Here is a 15,261-nt window from a genome sequence, read left to right as displayed (position 1 = left end):
CAGAGGAGCGCGAGTGTCGCTCGGTAGATACCGGGCCAGCCAGATGATGTCGAGCAGTTCGTCGCTTTTCAGGTCGCGGCCGGCACAGCGGCTGAGGAGCCCAAAGTCTGCCGCACCGTGGGCATGCCCGCTCGCAGCTCGTTGCCGAGACGATGGAACACGGAGTCGACGAGACCCTTGGCGTCCAGGTCGACCCCTCCGAGACGGAGATAGACCGCGTTGAGGAGCTGGTCCGTGTCCAGTTCGCCGGGCGCACCCGGTGAGAGGAACGCGCGGAGCAGGTCATCGGCTTGCCACAGCGCCGCCTCGCCGAAATGCGCAGCGACAATGTCTCGAAGCCATGGCGGGGCCGTTGCGGCGGCGGCGAGCGGCGGCCGCAGGTCGCTCGTCGACGCGGCGACGAACTGGGACTCGGTGCCGACTTGGTGGCCGTGGCGGCTCGTCTCGTACGGCTGGCGCTTCAAGTGCTGCCACGGCTGTCGCACACTGTGGGTGCGGGACGGGCACTGGCGCGAGGCACTGTCCCCGGCCGGGCTTGCCCGTCTCGAAGCCGAACTCCTCGGCGTCGTAGTGGGGGAGGTTGCGCATGACCCATCGAGGGCGCCCGCGCGTGCACCTGCTGACAGGCGGCCCTGCCTGGGAGGAGCGGAGAGCTGCTCCAAAACCGGGCTACTCGAAGGCCCCGTACAGGGGCTTCAGCAAAAACCAGAGGAAGGCCCGCAAGCCGCTCAACGCGATCATGGCCCAGTTGGCTGAGGCGATGAAGCAGCGCGACTGGCGTGCCGCCCGGATCGCCCGCTCCGCCGCTTGGGACGAAGTCAACAAGCTCGACGAAGATCTGACGCGGCAGGAGCGCAAGAAGTTGTGGCAGTACAAGCAGAGCCTCCTCGCGGGCGAGGCACAGGACCGACGCCGCGACGTACGGCGGCGTACGCTGCCCCCAAGGACTCCCACATAGGGGTGGCGCGAAGGGATGGGCAGACCGGTCCAGGCCCGTGGCCGCAGCACCGGGAGGCTCCCGCAAGCCCGAAGAGCGGGCCCTGTCACCCCGCCACCAAGAAGGCCCGGGCGCCGAACCACGGTGGGGCGCCTGGGCCGCTTCATCATCGATGGGAGTTGCGGCGGTGACGAGGGCGGCAGGTTGTGGTTGGTCCGCGCTCGCACCGCCGGGGCCCGTACGTGGGTCAGGCAGGCGCAGTTGGCGGCTGCGGGGGATCCAGTATGTTCGCTCATGGGCCGGGTGTGAGGCGTATCCGAGGCTCTCGGAGCCCGTCTGGGTGTCGACCATTCAGACGTCCATGCGGCTCGCGTGGGGCCGGACCGGGCAGCCCGTCAGCTCCACTTCGCAGATAACGGTGACGCCGTTGTCCCGGCTGTCGTGCACAGTGACGGTTCCGGTCACAAGATGCGGGAGCGGGCGGCCCTCCAGCCTCGCCTCGCAGTGCTCCGACAGTTCCTTGATCGTGAACTCAACGGCAATCCAAGGGGTTTTCGGATCTGCCGGTGATTGTGGTGCTGCCCAGATTGACACCGCCAATCCCAGGTCAGTAAGGCCGGCACGGCAGTTGGCGCTCTTGGCTACGCCTGCGGTTGGGCGCGCGGGCCGCTGCCTGAGCGAGCGGGGGCAGACCCGGCACGGGGGGAACCGAGCCTGCCCCTGCATGTCGGCGCCCGCGTGACTCCCCCCGGAGTGCAGGCGCCTTACCCCATCCGGGGTCACTTCCTCCAGCGGATCATGGGGCGGGAGTGTCACATGGGACAGCGGACAGTTTCCAGGTCAACATACTTGCGGAGAACGGCACTTGCCTCCGTCACGGATCGGCCACGAAGCATGCACATACCCTCGCCGTACCGGTGGTAGCTCCCCACACTGACGGGCCACAAGGAACGTCCTTGGGGGGGCAACATGCACCGCAGAGCCGCTCTTCTCACCGTCGTTCTCCTGGCCGGAGGACTCACCGCTTGCTCCGACGACGGAAACAGCCAGGGCCGCGCCGAACGTGCCACAGCCACCGAAGAGAGCCGAGTGCAGGAGACTCCCGACTGCGGGCCCGACTCAACACTGTCGCAGTCCGATTGGATCGACCAATGCAGCGACGGCTCGCTGCCGGCCGACGACCAGCCCGACACCGAACTCGCCGTCGGCGACACCTTCGTCTACAACGACGGCCTCAAGGCCAAGGTCGACAGGATCAGCCCCATCACCCGGTACGGCGAGTACGACAGCAAGCCCGATGCCGATCTGATCGCCTTCCGTGTCACCTTCACCGTCACCAACGGCACAAAGAAGCCGTACGACCTGGACAACTTCAGCTGTGACGCCCAGGGTGCCACCATCGGAGGCCAGACCGAATCCCTGTACGTCGAGGCAGACTCGAAGCAGATGGCCGGCCGCCTCGCCCCGGGCCGTTCCGGCACCTTTACGTCCGAGTACTCCATCGCCAAGAGCGACGGCAAGGCCATCGTGTTCACCCTGACCCGCACGGACGACGCCTGGCTGGAAGACGGCAGCTTCCTCGCTGAAGACCCCAACTGGACCGGGACGATCAAGTAGGCCGGTGCCGACGCCACCGACGGGCCGACCACCATGTTCTCCGGTGATCTGGTTGGCATGCTCGTCGTCGCCGCCAAGCGCGCCAGCGAGTGCAGAGATCCGGGCCACTCCTCCGAGACCGCGAAGCACCAGTCCGGCGGATGGAACACAGGCCCCTCGATGTGACGGCCCCGCCGCTCACCGCCGCCATCGGCTATCGCCACAATCAGTGCGACGACGATCAGCACCGCACCGAGCATCACCATGACCCACCGGACACGCTCCCACCGCGTGGGCGGTGCAGGTGCTGCTCGACCCTCGGGGCAGTCCCGCAGGGCACGGCACCACGGGCAGTCGCCTTCGTCGTCCAGCCACTTGTCGGTCAGCCGGGCGAAAACCACCAGGATCGGGACACGGCCCCACACCGCCACACCGGACCCAACGACTCCGCTCCCGGGGGCGCAACGCATATATGCGTCTTCGTTATGCGCCCGTCACCATCCACACACTCCGGCGCACGCCCCCATCGATCCGCCCCAGTGACCATAGGGAGGGGGAGGGGGAGGGGTGCCGACCTCAGATGATCATCCGGCGAGCGCCGTGGTCATGTGGAGCCCTCGCTGACGAGACTTGGTTGTTTCCGCGCTGCAGTGGGCCGGCTTACGAACACCACTGTCGGCGTCAGGTGGGCAGGGCGGCGTGCGCCGTAAACCGAGCGGACGCGCGGCGCCGTCGCGGAGCCACCTGGGTGAGGAGCCACTAACGGCTCGGAGATGGCTGCGAAATGCGAGGGAAACAGGTCGTCCCTAATTTCTGTCACTCGACAGGAATTTCGCAGGAACTCGCCTCCGCGACAGGGGACCGCCATGACCGTGACCACCGATCCCACACCGCCGGCACCTCCCTCACCCGGCGACGCGGGTGACGGCTCGCTCGCCGAGTTCGGCTACCGCCAGGAGCTGCGGCGCCGGATGGGCCGCTACGCGTCCTTCGCCGCCGGGTTCTCCTTCATCTCCGTGCTGACCACGGTCTTCCAGTTCTTCGCCCTCGGCTACTCCTTCGGCGGGCCCCTGTTCTTCTGGACCTGGCCCGCCGTTCTCGTCGGCCAGTTGCTCGTCGCCGCCTGCTTCGCCGAACTCGCCGCCCGGCTGCCCATCGCGGGCGCGATCTACCAGTGGGCCAGCAGGCTCGGCAGCCCGGCCTTCGGCTGGTACGCGGGCTGGATCATGGTGGTCGGCCGGGTCGTGGTCGTGGCCGCCGCCGCGCTCGCGCTGCAGGTCGTCCTGCCCGCCATCTGGTCCGGCTTCCAGATCGTCGGCGGCGACCCGTCGCCGACCACGACCAGCGGTGCCGCCAACGCCGCCCTGCTGGGTCTGGTCCTGCTCGCGCTCACCACGCTGCTCAACGTCCTCGACAACCGGGCGCTGTCGGCCGTCAACACGGTGGGCGTCACCGCCGAGATCGTCGGCGTGGCCCTGATCGTCACCCTCCTCGCCACCCACGCGGAACGCGATCCCGGCATCACCCTGCACACCGGTGGCGAGGGCGGCCTGATCGCGGCACTGCTGGTGGGCTCGTTCACCGCCGCATACGTGCTCATCGGCTTCGAGAGCGCGAGCGAGATGAGCGAGGAGACCGTCAACCCCCGCCGCACCGCACCCCGCACGACACTCAGCGCGCTGACGACCTCCGGCCTGTGCGGCGGACTGCTGCTGCTCGGCGGACTGCTCGCCGCACCCAGCCTCACCGACGGGCGGCTGGCGAGCGAGGGCCTGAGCTACGTGCTGACCAGCACTCTCGGCGACGGCCTCGGCAAGGTGCTGCTCGCCGACGTGGCCCTGGCCGTCTGTGCGGCGACCCTGGCGATCCAGACCTCGGCCACCCGCATGCTCTACTCCATGGCGCGTGACGGAGTCCTCCCGCAGTCGGCGCGGCTGGCGAAGGTGCCGCGGCGGACCGGGATGCCCGGCACGGCCGCGGTGGTGGTCGGCGTCTGCGCCGGGCTGCTGCTCCTGCTCAACCTCGGCTCGCCGCAGGCGTTCCTGGCCATCGGCACCACGTGCATCGCGATGGTGTACCTGGCGTACGCGATGGTCACCGGCCCGATGCTGATCCGGCGGCTGAAGGGCCAGTGGCCGCCGGCGGACGGCGGTGACCGCGACGAGCTCGGCAAGCCGCTGTTCTCCCTCGGCCGTTGGGGACTGCCCGTCAACGCGCTCGCGGTCGGCTACGGACTGTTCATGACGGTCAATCTCTCCTGGCCGCGTGGGGAGGTGTACGACCCGGAGGGCGGCCACTGGTACTTCCAGTGGTTCACCGTCCTGTTCGTTGGCATCACGGTCGCCACGGGTGCGGTGTACCGCTGGTACCGCAGCCGCATGGGCGCCGTATCCTCGACGAAGGACCCGGGCGGCCAGGCCCGGACCGAGCCCGCCCTCGACGAGGCCGTACGAAACTGACCCGCCCCAGCCCTGGTCGACGCCGCGTCAGGCACCCGCCGCGAGGAGCTGCTGCCCCTCGCGGCGCAGCCGTGCCAGGGAGCGCTGCGGTACGCCCGCGACCCGTAGCGCCGCGTCGGCCGTTGCGGCTGCCAGGGCCTGCGGATCGTGGCCGGGGTCTGCGCGCCGGATGAGGATCACGCTCTCGGTGAGGCCGAAGAGGAGGTCCGTGCGCAGCGCCAGGTCCTCCGCGTCGAGCGCCGCCCCCGGCTCGGTGGCGGCCAGCAACTCGCCGTAGGCTGCCTTGAGTTCGACCCGGACCCGGTGGAAGACGGCGAAGCGCTCGGTCTGCACCTCGGGCAGGAGGTAGAGCGCCCCGAGGTTGTGGGGGCCGCCGCACAGCAGTGCCACGTCGGAGTGGCACAGCGCCCACAGCCGTGCCTCGGGGGACGCCTGCGTACGGGACACCAGCTCGTGCGCCACCTCCAGCGAGGGGCGGACGGTCCCCTCCAGCAGGGCGGCGAGGATCGCCTCCTTGCCGTCGAAGTAGTGATAGAGGGACGCCTGGCGCAGACCGGCCCGCTCGGCGACTGCGCGGGTCGTGGTCGCGGTGTAGCCATGGGTGGTGAACAGCTCGGCCGCTGCGGCCAGGACCTCTTCGCGCGGCTCCAGCCCGCTGGCGGGGCGCTCCTGGGCACGCGGACGGCCGACTCTTCTGCTGCTGCGGGTGTTCACGCAGTGATCCTCGCACAGGCCCGCGCGAGTCCTTGGGGGCGCACGCGTCCTGTTCCTGCGGAGTGAGAGTTTCCGGTAACTGGCCCGAAACGCACGGGCAATGGCCTCGAATCTCCCGCGCACTAATTTCTGTCGCACGACAGAAATTAGGCCGAGTCGGAGGTTGAGCCGTGGCAGCAGCGTCAGTGACAGCGTCGGCGCATGGCGCCCGCGACCATGCCCGCGCCCAGGAGGGCACGAAGGTCGACACCATGCCCGTACTCCCCGCGAGCAGCTGGCCGGCGCCTCCTGAGGGCGTCGTCGCCGAGGACATCGTGTGGGCCGAGACCATGGCGGGCGGCAATTACACCCACAAGGTCCTGGCCCGTGGCACCGAGCTGCGGCTGACCGATCTCACCGGCGACGCGTGCGCGCACCTCCTGCTGTTCAGCGCCGACCGCCCCTGGGAGCGGCTGAACGCCGCCGACACCGTCAAGGTGCTCTGGCACGCCTACCTCGGCGAGGGGCACCTGCTCCTGTCCGACCAGGGCCGGGTCCTCGCCTCGGTCATCGAGGACACCTCCGGCCGGCACGACTGCCTCACCGGGACCTCCACCCTCGCGCGCAACACCGAGCGCTACGGGGACGGAACCCCTCAGTCCGCCTCTCCGGCCGGGCGCGAGCTGTTCAAGCTCGCCGCCCTCAAGAACGGCCTCGCCCCGCGCGACCTCCCGCCGTCCCTCTCCTTCTTCCAGGGCGTGCGGATCGCCGAGGACGGCTCCACCGAGTTCACCGGCTCCGCGGGCCCCGGCAAGGCTGTCACGCTCCGCGCCGAGCAGGACGTCACCGTCCTCATCGCCAACGTCCCGCACCCGCTGGACCCGCGCCCCGAGTACACCTGCACACACCTTGAGGTCCTGGCGTACCGGGCCGGGCCGACCGCCCCCGGTGACCCGCTGTGGGACGCCACGCCCGAGGGCCGCCGCGCCTTCCTGAACACTGCCGGCCACCTCACCGCCCGGGGGATCGCATGACCACCGCCACCACCGCTGCTGGCCGCGTCATCTCCGACGACACCGTCCCCGCCCGCGCCGCCTGGTCCGCCATCGTCCGCAAGGGCCGGCTGCTGACCATCACCGACCTGCACGGCAACCAGGCCGCGGACTTCCTCGTCTACGACGCGCACGACACCTCCGTGCGCTACAGCGCTCCCGACACCATCCACGCCCAGGGCAACATCTTCCTGACCACGGGCTCGGTGCTGCTGTCCAACGAGCACACGCCCCTGATGACCGTCGTCGAGGACACCTGCAGGCGGCACGACACCGTCGGCGGGGCCTGCTCCAAGGAGTCCAACACCCTCCGCTACGGCCACCACACCTGGTCGCAGCACGCCTGCGTGGAGAACTTCCTCGCCGAGGGCAGCAAGCACGGCCTTGGCAAGCGCGACCTGGTCTCCAACGTCAACTGGTTCATGAACGTGCCGGTCGAGAAGGACGGCACCCTCGGCATCGTCGACGGCATCTCGGCCCCGGGCCTGAAGGTCGTACTGCGTGCCGAGACCGACGTTCTCGCGCTGCTGTCCAACTGCCCGCAGATCAACAACCCCTGCAACGGCTTCGACCCCACCGCCGTGCGGATGACGATCACCGAGCCGGACGAGAGCGACGAGGGCTGAACACCATGACGTTCGACACCCTGCTGGTCGCCAACCGCGGCGAGATCGCGACCCGCATCATCCGCACCGCCCACAGGCTCGGCCTGCGCACCGTCGCGGTCTACTCCGACCCGGACCGCGGCGCCGCGCACGTCCGGCTGGCCGACGAAGCCGTACGGCTCGGCCCCGCACCCGCCAAGGAGTCCTACCTCGACGCCGACCTGGTCCTGAAGGCCGCCAAGGACACCGGTGCCGGAGCCGTCCACCCCGGCTACGGATTCCTGTCCGAGGACGCCGGCTTCGCGCGCCGCTGCGCCGACGCCGGCATCGTCTTCGTCGGCCCCACCCCCGAACAACTGGAGCTGTTCGGCGCCAAGCACACCGCACGCGCCGCCGCGCAGGCGGCGGGCGTGCCGCTGGCCCCCGGCACCGGGCTGCTGCCCGACGTGGCCGCCGCCCTCGCCGCGGCCGAGGAGATCGGCTACCCGGTCATGCTCAAGGCGACCGGCGGCGGTGGCGGCATCGGCATGCAGGCCTGCCACGGCGCCGCCGACCTCGCCGACGCCTGGGACCGTGTGCAGCGGGTGGCCGCGGCCTCGTTCTCCTCCGCCGGGGTCTTCCTGGAGCGGCTGGTGGAGCGGGCCCGCCATGTCGAGGTGCAGGTCTTCGGCGACGGACTCGGCAGGGTCGTCACGTTCGGCGACCGCGACTGCTCACTGCAGCGCCGCAACCAGAAAGTCCTGGAGGAGGCCCCCGCCCCAGGCCTTCCGGACCACGTCCGCCGTCAACTCGCCACCTGCGCCCGGGACCTGTGCGCAGCGGTGGACTACCGCTCCGCCGGCACGGTCGAGTTCGTGTACGACGCCGTCCGCGAGGAGGCGTACTTCCTTGAGGTCAACACCCGCCTCCAGGTGGAGCACCCGGTCACCGAGGAGATCTACGGCGTCGACCTCGTGGAGTGGATGCTCCGACTGGCGCAGGGCGACACCGCGGTCGTCACCGAGCCCCCGGCTCCCAAGGGCCACGCCGTCGAGGCGCGGGTGTATGCCGAGGACCCCTCCCGCGACCACCGCCCGAGCGCGGGCCTGCTGACCCGCGTCTCCTTCCCGGGGGACGTGCGCGTGGACACCTGGGTGGAGACCGGAACCGAGGTCACCACCTCCTACGACCCGATGCTCGCGAAGGTCATCGCGTACGGCGGCGACCGCGCCGAGGCGCTCGACCGGCTGGACGCGGCGCTCGCCGCGACCCGCGTCGACGGCATCGAGACCAACCTCGGCCTGGTGCGCGCCGCGCTGCGGGACACCGACGTGCGCGCCGCGGTCCACTCCACCGCCTCGCTCGCCGCGATCGTCGACCCGACACCACGCATCGAGGTCGTCGCGCCGGGCACCTTGACCACCGTGCAGGACTGGCCCGGACGCACCGGCTACTGGCAGGTCGGCGTCCCCCCGTGCGGGCCGATGGACGACCTGTCCTTCCGGCTCGGCAACACCGCGCTCGGCAACGACGAGGGCGCACCCGGCCTCGAATGCACGCTCCAGGGCCCCTCCCTGAAGTTCACCCGCCCGACGACGGTCTGCGTCACCGGCGCTCCCGCGCGGGTGACGATCGACGGCACCCCCGTACCGCAGTGGGAGCCGGTCACCGTCGAGGCCGGACAGGCCCTCGCCGTCGCGGCGCCCGAGGAGCACGGCCTGCGCACCTACGTGCTGTTCGCGGGCGGTCTGGACGTACCGGAGTTCCTGGGCAGCGCGGCCACCTTCACCCTCGGCCGGTTCGGCGGGCACGGTGGCCGCGCCCTGCGTGCGGGCGACGTCCTGCACGGCGCCGAGGCCCGTACGCAGACCTCCGTCGTCCCCCTCGATCAGCGCCCCGCCTTCGGCGGCGAGTGGCGCGTCGGTGCGCTCGAAGGCCCGCACGCCGCCCCCGAGTTCTTCACCGAGGACGACATCCGCGACTTCTACGCCGCCGACTGGAAGGTCCACTTCAACTCGGCGCGCACCGGCGTCCGCCTGGTCGGACCCAAGCCGCGCTGGGCGCGTACCGACGGCGGCGAGGCGGGCCTGCACCCGTCCAACATCCACGACACGCCGTACTCCATCGGCGCCGTCGACTACACCGGCGACATGCCCGTCCTTCTCGGCCCCGACGGACCCTCCCTCGGCGGCTTCGTCTGCCCGGCGACCATCGCCACCGGACAGCGCTGGAAGCTCGGCCAGTTCCGGCCCGGCGACACGGTCCGCTTCGTCCCGGTGAGCGCCGCGGCGGCTGCCGAGTTGCGGCACCACCCGGCCGCAGCCCCGCACGCCGACCGCGACGTGATCGTCGACGGCGGCATCCTCGCCCGCCTGGAGGAGACCGCCTCCCGCCCGTCGGTCACCTACCGGCGCAGCGGCGACGACAACCTCCTCGTCGAGTACGGGCCCATGCAGCTCGACCTCAGCCTGCGCATGCGCGTCCACGCGCTCGCCGAGGCACTGGCCGCGCGCGAGGTCGACGGCATCGTCGACCTCACCCCGGGCATCCGCTCCCTGCAGGTCCAGACGGACCCCGACATCCTGCCGCAGGACGAGCTCCTCGACACCGTGCTGCGGGTGGAGCAGGAACTCCCGGTCACCGACGAACTGGTGGTGCCCAGCAGGATCGTGCACCTGCCGCTGTCCTGGGACGACCCCGCGACCCGCGAAGCCATCGCCCGCTACATGGCGGGCGTGCGCGACGACGCCCCCTGGTGCCCGTGGAACATCGAGTTCATCCGCCGCGTCAACGGCCTGGAGACGGTCGACGAGGTCCACCGCACCGTCTTCGACGCCGAGTACCTGGTCATGGGGCTGGGGGATGTGTACCTGGGTGCGCCGGTCGCCACCCCGCTGGACCCGCGGCACCGGCTGGTCACCACCAAGTACAACCCGGCCCGCACCTGGACCGCGGAGAACTCGGTCGGCATCGGCGGCGCGTACCTGTGCATCTACGGCATGGAGGGCCCCGGCGGCTACCAGTTCGTCGGCCGCACCACGCAGGTGTGGTCGGGCTGGCAACAGCGCGGCGCCTTCGAGCCGGGCAAGCCCTGGCTGCTGCGCTTCTTCGACCGGATCAAGTGGTACCCGGTCGAGTCCGGCGAACTCCTGCAGCTGCGCGCGGACATCACCTCCGGCCGGTTCGTACCGAAGACCGAGGAGGGCACCTTCTCGCTCGCCGAGTACCAGAGGTTCCTCGCCGAGAACGCCGAGTCGATCGCCGAGTTCCGGGTCCGGCAGGGCGCGGCGTTCGGCGCCGAGCGCGACGCCTGGGAAGCGGCGGGCGAGTTCGCCCGCGCCGATACGGCCACCGAGGTCGCCCCGCCGACCACCGACATCACGGTCCCCGAGGGCGGCCATCTGGTCGAGGCCGAGTTCACCGCCTCCGTCTGGCAGGTCAACGTCGAGGTCGGCGACCGCGTGTCGGCCGGCCAGCAACTGCTCGCGCTGGAGGCGATGAAGATGGAGTCTCGGGTCCCGGCCCCCGCCGACGGCATCGTCACGGCGGTCCTGACCAAGCCGGGCAGCCAGGTCGAGGCGGGCACCGCCCTCGTCGTCCTAGCTCCCGCCCAGACCGCGCAGGCGGCTGCCTGATGCTGAAGCCAAGGGATGAGACGCGGGTGTGGCCGTGCCCGGTAGGGCGTGCGGTAACGGAGCATGGCGTAGATGACGGACGCGGCGCCGGCCGTGCGCAGGAAGGCAGGACCGCATGAACCGTATGAGCCGCACGACCACCGCCGTGGAGCGGGTACGGGCCGCATACGCGCGCATGGCGCAGGTGGACCGGCCCGAGGTGTGGATCAGCCTGCGCCCGCAGGCCGAGGCGGAGCGGGACGCCGCCGCGGTCGACGCGAAGGTCGCCGCCGGCCGGCGGCTGCCGCTGGCCGGAACGGTGTTCGCGGTCAAGGGCAACATCGACGTGGCCGGGCTGCCGACCACCGCAGGCTGCCCTTCGTACGCGTACCGGCCCGAGGCGGACGCCCCGGCCGTGGCCCACCTGAAAGCAGCGGGCGCCGTGGTCCTCGGCACCACCAACCTCGACCAGTTCGCGACCGGCCTGGTCGGCACCCGCAGCCCGTACGGCGCGGTCCGCAACGCCGCCGACCCGCAGTACGTCTCGGGCGGCTCCTCGTCCGGCTCGGCGGTCTCGGTCGCGCTCGGCATCGCGGACTTCGCGCTCGGTACGGACACCGCGGGGTCGGGCCGGGTACCGGCGGCCTTCAACGGAATCGTGGGCCTCAAGCCGACCATCGGGCTGGTCCCGACCGAGGGCGTCGTCCCGGCCTGCGCGTCGCTCGACTGCGTGACGGTCTTCGCCCGCACCCTCCCGGAGGCCGAGCGGGCGCTGTCCTGCATGGCGTCGCCGTCGGGGCGGCAGCTCCCGGCGCTGGAACAGCGGCGGCCGGGCCCGTGGCGGATCGCCGTCCCCGCGCCCGCGCAACTCGGCGAGCTGGACAAGGGATGGCCCGAGGCCTTCCGGACGGCCGCGGCCGTGCTCGCCGACGCGGGCGCCGAACTCCTGCCCATCGACCTGGAGCCCTTCACCGAGGCCGCGGCGATGCTCTACGAAGGCGCGTTCGTCGCCGAGCGCTACACCGCCGTCGGCACCTTCATCGACGAGCACGCGGGCTCCGCGGACCTCGACCCGACGGTGGCCGCGATCATCTCCCGGGCCCGGGACATCCCGGCCCATCGGCTCTACGCCGACAACGAGAAGCTGTCCTCCCTCCGCACCAGGGCTCTGGCCTCACTCAACGACGCGGACGCGCTGCTCCTGCCGACGACACCCGGCCACCCGACGATCGCCGAGGTCGAGGCCGACCCGGTGGGAGCCAACGCCCGGCTCGGCCGGTTCACCAACTCGACGAACCTGTTCGACCTGGCGGCGGTCGCCGTCCCGGTCGGCGAGGTGAACGGTCTGCCCTTCGGCGTCATGCTGATCGGCCCGGCGTTCACGGACGAGCGGCTCGCGCGTATCGCCGGGCTCCTCACCGCTCCACCGCTACGGCTCGCGGTGGTCGGTGCACATCTGTCCGGGCAGCCGCTGAACGGACAACTGCTCGCCCTGGGCGGCCGACTGGTTTGTACGACCACGACCGCGGACGCCTACCGGCTGTACGCGCTCAAAACGGTGCCTCCCAAGCCGGGCCTGGTCCGGGCCCGCGAGGGCGGCGGCGCGATCGAGGCCGAGGTGTGGCAGCTGCCCGCCGAGGGCCTCGGCGCGCTCCTCGCGTCGCTGCCCCGCCCGATGGCGCTGGGAACCGTGGAACTCGCGGACGGAAGCCTCGTACCAGGCTTCCTCTGCGAGCCCGAAGCCCTCGACGGCGCCCGCGAGATCACCACATTCGGCGGCTGGCGCGCCGCCCTGTCCGCCCTCCCACGCTCGGCAGACCCGCGCTGACCCTTCCCTCGTGGCCGCCGTCGGCGATGAGCGGGGCACTGCGCTACAACCCTGGGTCGGCTGCTTCCACCCTGCTGAGGAAGGCTTCCAGGACCTGGTGGAAGCGTTCCGGCTCCTCCGCCGAGGCCAGATGCGCGCTCTGCTCGAAGATGACCCACTCGGCGTTCCGGATCCTGTCGGCCAGCGGGCGGACCACCGCGGGGGTCGTCACGTCGTGGCGACCGGAGGCGATGAGTACGGGCAACTCCAGCTCGCCCAGGCGGGCAGTGACGACCCAGTCCTTGAGGTTGCCGGTGATGTTCCACTCCGTGCCCCACATCGTTTCGTACACGTCTTGGCGCCAGCCGGTGAACGAGCGCATGAGGTGATCGGGCCACGGATCCAACCGGCAGAGCCACTGCTGGAGAACTTCATGGTGGCTCCCTCATAGGCGTCGTCACCGGTGGTGCCCTCCGCGCAACCGGCCGAGCCCGAGCGCCTCCCGCACGGCTGCGACCTCCTCGACGAAGGTGTCCATGACCCATAGGGCCGGGTCGTCCGGGTGGTCGGACCGGCCGCAACCGAGCTGGTCGTAGCAGACGACCGGGCGCCCGCTCTCATCGGTGAGCGCCGCGGGGGTGCGCCCGCGTTCCTGCGCGATCTGGTCGTGCTCGCCCGCGAGGTCGCATCAGCGTGATCGCGAGTGGCTCTCCTTGCCCCTTACATACCCCCCGCGGGTATGTTACGGTGCGGCTGGCAGATACCCCATGGGGGTATACAGGGAAGGGGTAAGAACATGTCCGCCATCAATCCCAGGCGCTGGTGGGCGCTGGTAGTGCTCGCCGCCGCCCAGTTCATGGTGATCATGGACACGTCCATCATCGGGGTGGCGCTCCCCGAGATGCAGAAGGACCTCGGCTTCTCGCAGGGCGAGCTGCAGTGGGTCTTCAACGCCTACGTCATCGCGTTCGGCGGACTGCTGCTGCTCGGCGGTCGCCTCTCGGACCTGCTGGGAGCGCGCAAGATCTTCAGCACCGGCTGGGTCGTGCTGATCGCCGGCTCGATCGTCGCGGCTGCCGCGCAGACGGCCTGGGTGGAGGTCGTCGGCCGTGCCGTGCAGGGCGTGGGCGGTGCGCTGATCGCCCCGTCGGCCATGACCCTGCTGATGATGCTCTTCGCGCACGACCCGAAGGAGCTCGGCAAGGCGATGGCTCTGTACGGCGCCGCCGCACCCGCCGGTGGTACAGCCGGTGTCTTCCTCGGTGGCGTGTTCACCGAGTGGCTGAGCTGGCCGTGGATCTTCATCATCTACGTCCCGATCGGCGTCGCCACCCTCGCGGCCACCAAGCTGCTGCCCGCCGTCGAAAGTCGCCGTGGTGCCGTCGACGTGCTCGGAGCGGCCGCGGTCACGGCGGGCCTGGCGCTCGCCGTCTTCGCCATCGTCCGTGCCCCGGAGGTCGGTTGGACCTCCAGCGGTACCGTGCTCCAGCTCATCGGTGCCGCCGCGCTGCTCGTACTCTTCTTCGTGATCCAGAAGACCGTGCGCGAGCCGCTGATGCCGCTCCGCATCTGGAGTGTCCCGCGGCTCGGCTCGGCCAACCTGGCGATGACCCTGCTCGGTGCCGCGTGGATCCCCATGTGGTACTTCCTCAACCTCTACCTGCAGCAGGTGCTGGGCTACGGGGCCTTCGCGTCCGGCGCGGCCCTGTTGCCGATGACCGGCCTGCTGATGATCTTCATGACGGCGATCACGGCCAGGCTGATGGGGAAGTTCGGCGCCAAGCCGCTGATCGGCGGCGGTCTGCTGGTCCTCGCGGCGGGGCTGCTGTGGCTGTCCGCCGTCGAGCCCACGGGCACCTTCGTAGTCGACGTCTTGCCCGCCTCGCTGGTCGCGGCGCTCGGCATGTCGCTCGCCTACATCCCGGCGATGATGGCCGCGATGTCCGGAGCCCCACAGGAGCAGGCCGGTCTGGCGTCCGGCATCGTCAACACCACCTACCAGGTGGGCTCCGCCCTAGGTCTCGCGGCGCTGACCGCGGTCGCCACCTCGCAGGGCGCCGGCCAACTGGGCAACCTGCCCGCGCTGACCGACGGCTTCAGCGCGGCCTTCATCTGGGCCGCCGCGATCGCCGCGGCGGGCGGGTTGGTCACCCTGCTGGTGATGCGGAGCGACAAGGCCCCCGCTGCGCCGCAGGCCCACGCAGCTGCGACGGCGCAGGACGAGCGGGCCGGCGTCTGAACAGCACTGTCGGCGCCGGTGGGCACGTGGAGCCCCGCCGCCGCAGTTTCACCAGGGCAAGCACAACAGGAGAACCGTCGAAGGGCGGTCCGGCACCGGGCAATCGGTGCCGGACCGCCCTTTGCTCTCGGGTCGCAAGCCCGTCCCATCTCCTCCACAAAGGCCCGGCCGAAGACCGCGCTTGGGAGTCACCTGCACACTCGCCGCAGCAAACCAGCCATTCGCATGGCGAGTTAACCCGGTGTTTCAGGAGTGGTGGTCGGTCACTGCCGAGGAGCCG

Annotated in this window: 11 protein-coding genes and 2 pseudogenes; 9 read left to right on the top strand and 4 right to left on the bottom strand. The window is 70.9% G+C overall.

All coding sequences use genetic code 11. From position 1 onward, the window contains the following. Positions 1-146: 146 nt before the first annotated feature. A pseudogene (locus H4N64_RS45925) lies at positions 147-338 on the bottom strand (MoxR family ATPase); the annotation flags it as partial. A 248-nt stretch (positions 339-586) separates the two neighbouring features. Between H4N64_RS45925 and H4N64_RS38635 the strand changes: the two are divergent. The 3 genes from H4N64_RS38635 (at position 587) to H4N64_RS38625 (ending at position 4,992) form a co-directional block, all read left to right on the top strand. After that, positions 587-958, top strand: a complete 372-nt coding sequence (locus tag H4N64_RS38635) for a hypothetical protein (protein ID WP_186287286.1) — start codon at positions 587-589, stop codon at positions 956-958. A gap of 948 nt (positions 959-1,906) precedes the next feature. After that, the gene (locus H4N64_RS38630) at positions 1,907-2,554 is read left to right on the top strand and encodes a hypothetical protein (protein ID WP_186287285.1); all 648 of its coding nucleotides are present in this window, start codon (positions 1,907-1,909) and stop codon (positions 2,552-2,554) included. An 845-nt stretch (positions 2,555-3,399) separates the two neighbouring features. Further along, positions 3,400-4,992 (top strand): amino acid permease, encoded by a 1,593-nt coding sequence (locus H4N64_RS38625; RefSeq protein ID WP_186287284.1) that lies wholly within the window; start codon positions 3,400-3,402, stop codon positions 4,990-4,992. 27 nt (positions 4,993-5,019) lie between these two features. On the opposite strand, the gene H4N64_RS38620 is transcribed toward H4N64_RS38625, so the two are convergent. Then, positions 5,020-5,706 carry a TetR family transcriptional regulator gene (locus tag H4N64_RS38620; RefSeq protein WP_186287283.1) on the bottom strand — a complete coding sequence of 229 codons (687 nt, stop codon included), beginning with the start codon at positions 5,704-5,706 and terminating at the stop codon, positions 5,020-5,022. Between the two features lie 170 nt (positions 5,707-5,876). Here H4N64_RS38620 and H4N64_RS38615 point away from each other — a divergent pair, with 170 nt between their 5' ends. The 4 genes from H4N64_RS38615 to atzF all read left to right on the top strand — a co-directional run bounded on the left by H4N64_RS38615 (position 5,877) and on the right by atzF (position 12,763). Further along, entirely contained in the window at positions 5,877-6,719 is an 843-nt protein-coding gene (locus H4N64_RS38615; protein ID WP_186287282.1) for an urea amidolyase associated protein UAAP1, read from the top strand. Next, on the top strand, positions 6,716-7,363 hold the full coding sequence (locus tag H4N64_RS38610) for an urea amidolyase associated protein UAAP2 (RefSeq protein ID WP_186287281.1): 648 nt from the start codon (positions 6,716-6,718) through the stop codon (positions 7,361-7,363). Before H4N64_RS38615 ends, H4N64_RS38610 begins: the two co-directional genes overlap by 4 nt. 5 nt (positions 7,364-7,368) lie before the next feature. Further along, the gene (uca, locus tag H4N64_RS38605; RefSeq protein WP_186287280.1) at positions 7,369-10,956 is read left to right on the top strand and encodes an urea carboxylase; all 3,588 of its coding nucleotides are present in this window, start codon (positions 7,369-7,371) and stop codon (positions 10,954-10,956) included. A gap of 115 nt (positions 10,957-11,071) precedes the next feature. Then, complete coding sequence (atzF, locus tag H4N64_RS38600) at positions 11,072-12,763, top strand: allophanate hydrolase (protein WP_418896328.1); 1,692 nt, start codon at positions 11,072-11,074, stop codon at positions 12,761-12,763. A gap of 43 nt (positions 12,764-12,806) precedes the next feature. Here atzF and H4N64_RS38595 read toward each other — a convergent pair whose 3' ends face one another. Continuing rightward, a complete protein-coding gene (locus tag H4N64_RS38595; RefSeq protein ID WP_186287279.1) occupies positions 12,807-13,124 on the bottom strand; it encodes an alpha/beta fold hydrolase in 318 nt (105 codons plus the stop codon). A gap of 75 nt (positions 13,125-13,199) precedes the next feature. After that, positions 13,200-13,304, bottom strand: a pseudogene (locus tag H4N64_RS47040) (hypothetical protein); the annotation flags it as partial. Here H4N64_RS47040 and H4N64_RS45920 point away from each other — a divergent pair. After that, complete coding sequence (locus H4N64_RS45920; protein ID WP_260860233.1) at positions 13,305-13,439, top strand: hypothetical protein; 135 nt, start codon at positions 13,305-13,307, stop codon at positions 13,437-13,439. 99 nt (positions 13,440-13,538) lie between these two features. Beyond that, positions 13,539-14,981 (top strand): MFS transporter, encoded by a 1,443-nt coding sequence (locus tag H4N64_RS38590; RefSeq protein ID WP_186287278.1) that lies wholly within the window; start codon positions 13,539-13,541, stop codon positions 14,979-14,981. The last annotated feature ends 280 nt before the right edge of the window (positions 14,982-15,261 follow it).

It is taken from the genome of Streptomyces cupreus (assembly GCF_014257025.1).
GTDB classification, from domain to species: Bacteria; Actinomycetota; Actinomycetes; order Streptomycetales; family Streptomycetaceae; genus Streptomyces; species Streptomyces cupreus.
This window is presented reverse-complemented; position numbering and strand designations above follow the sequence as displayed.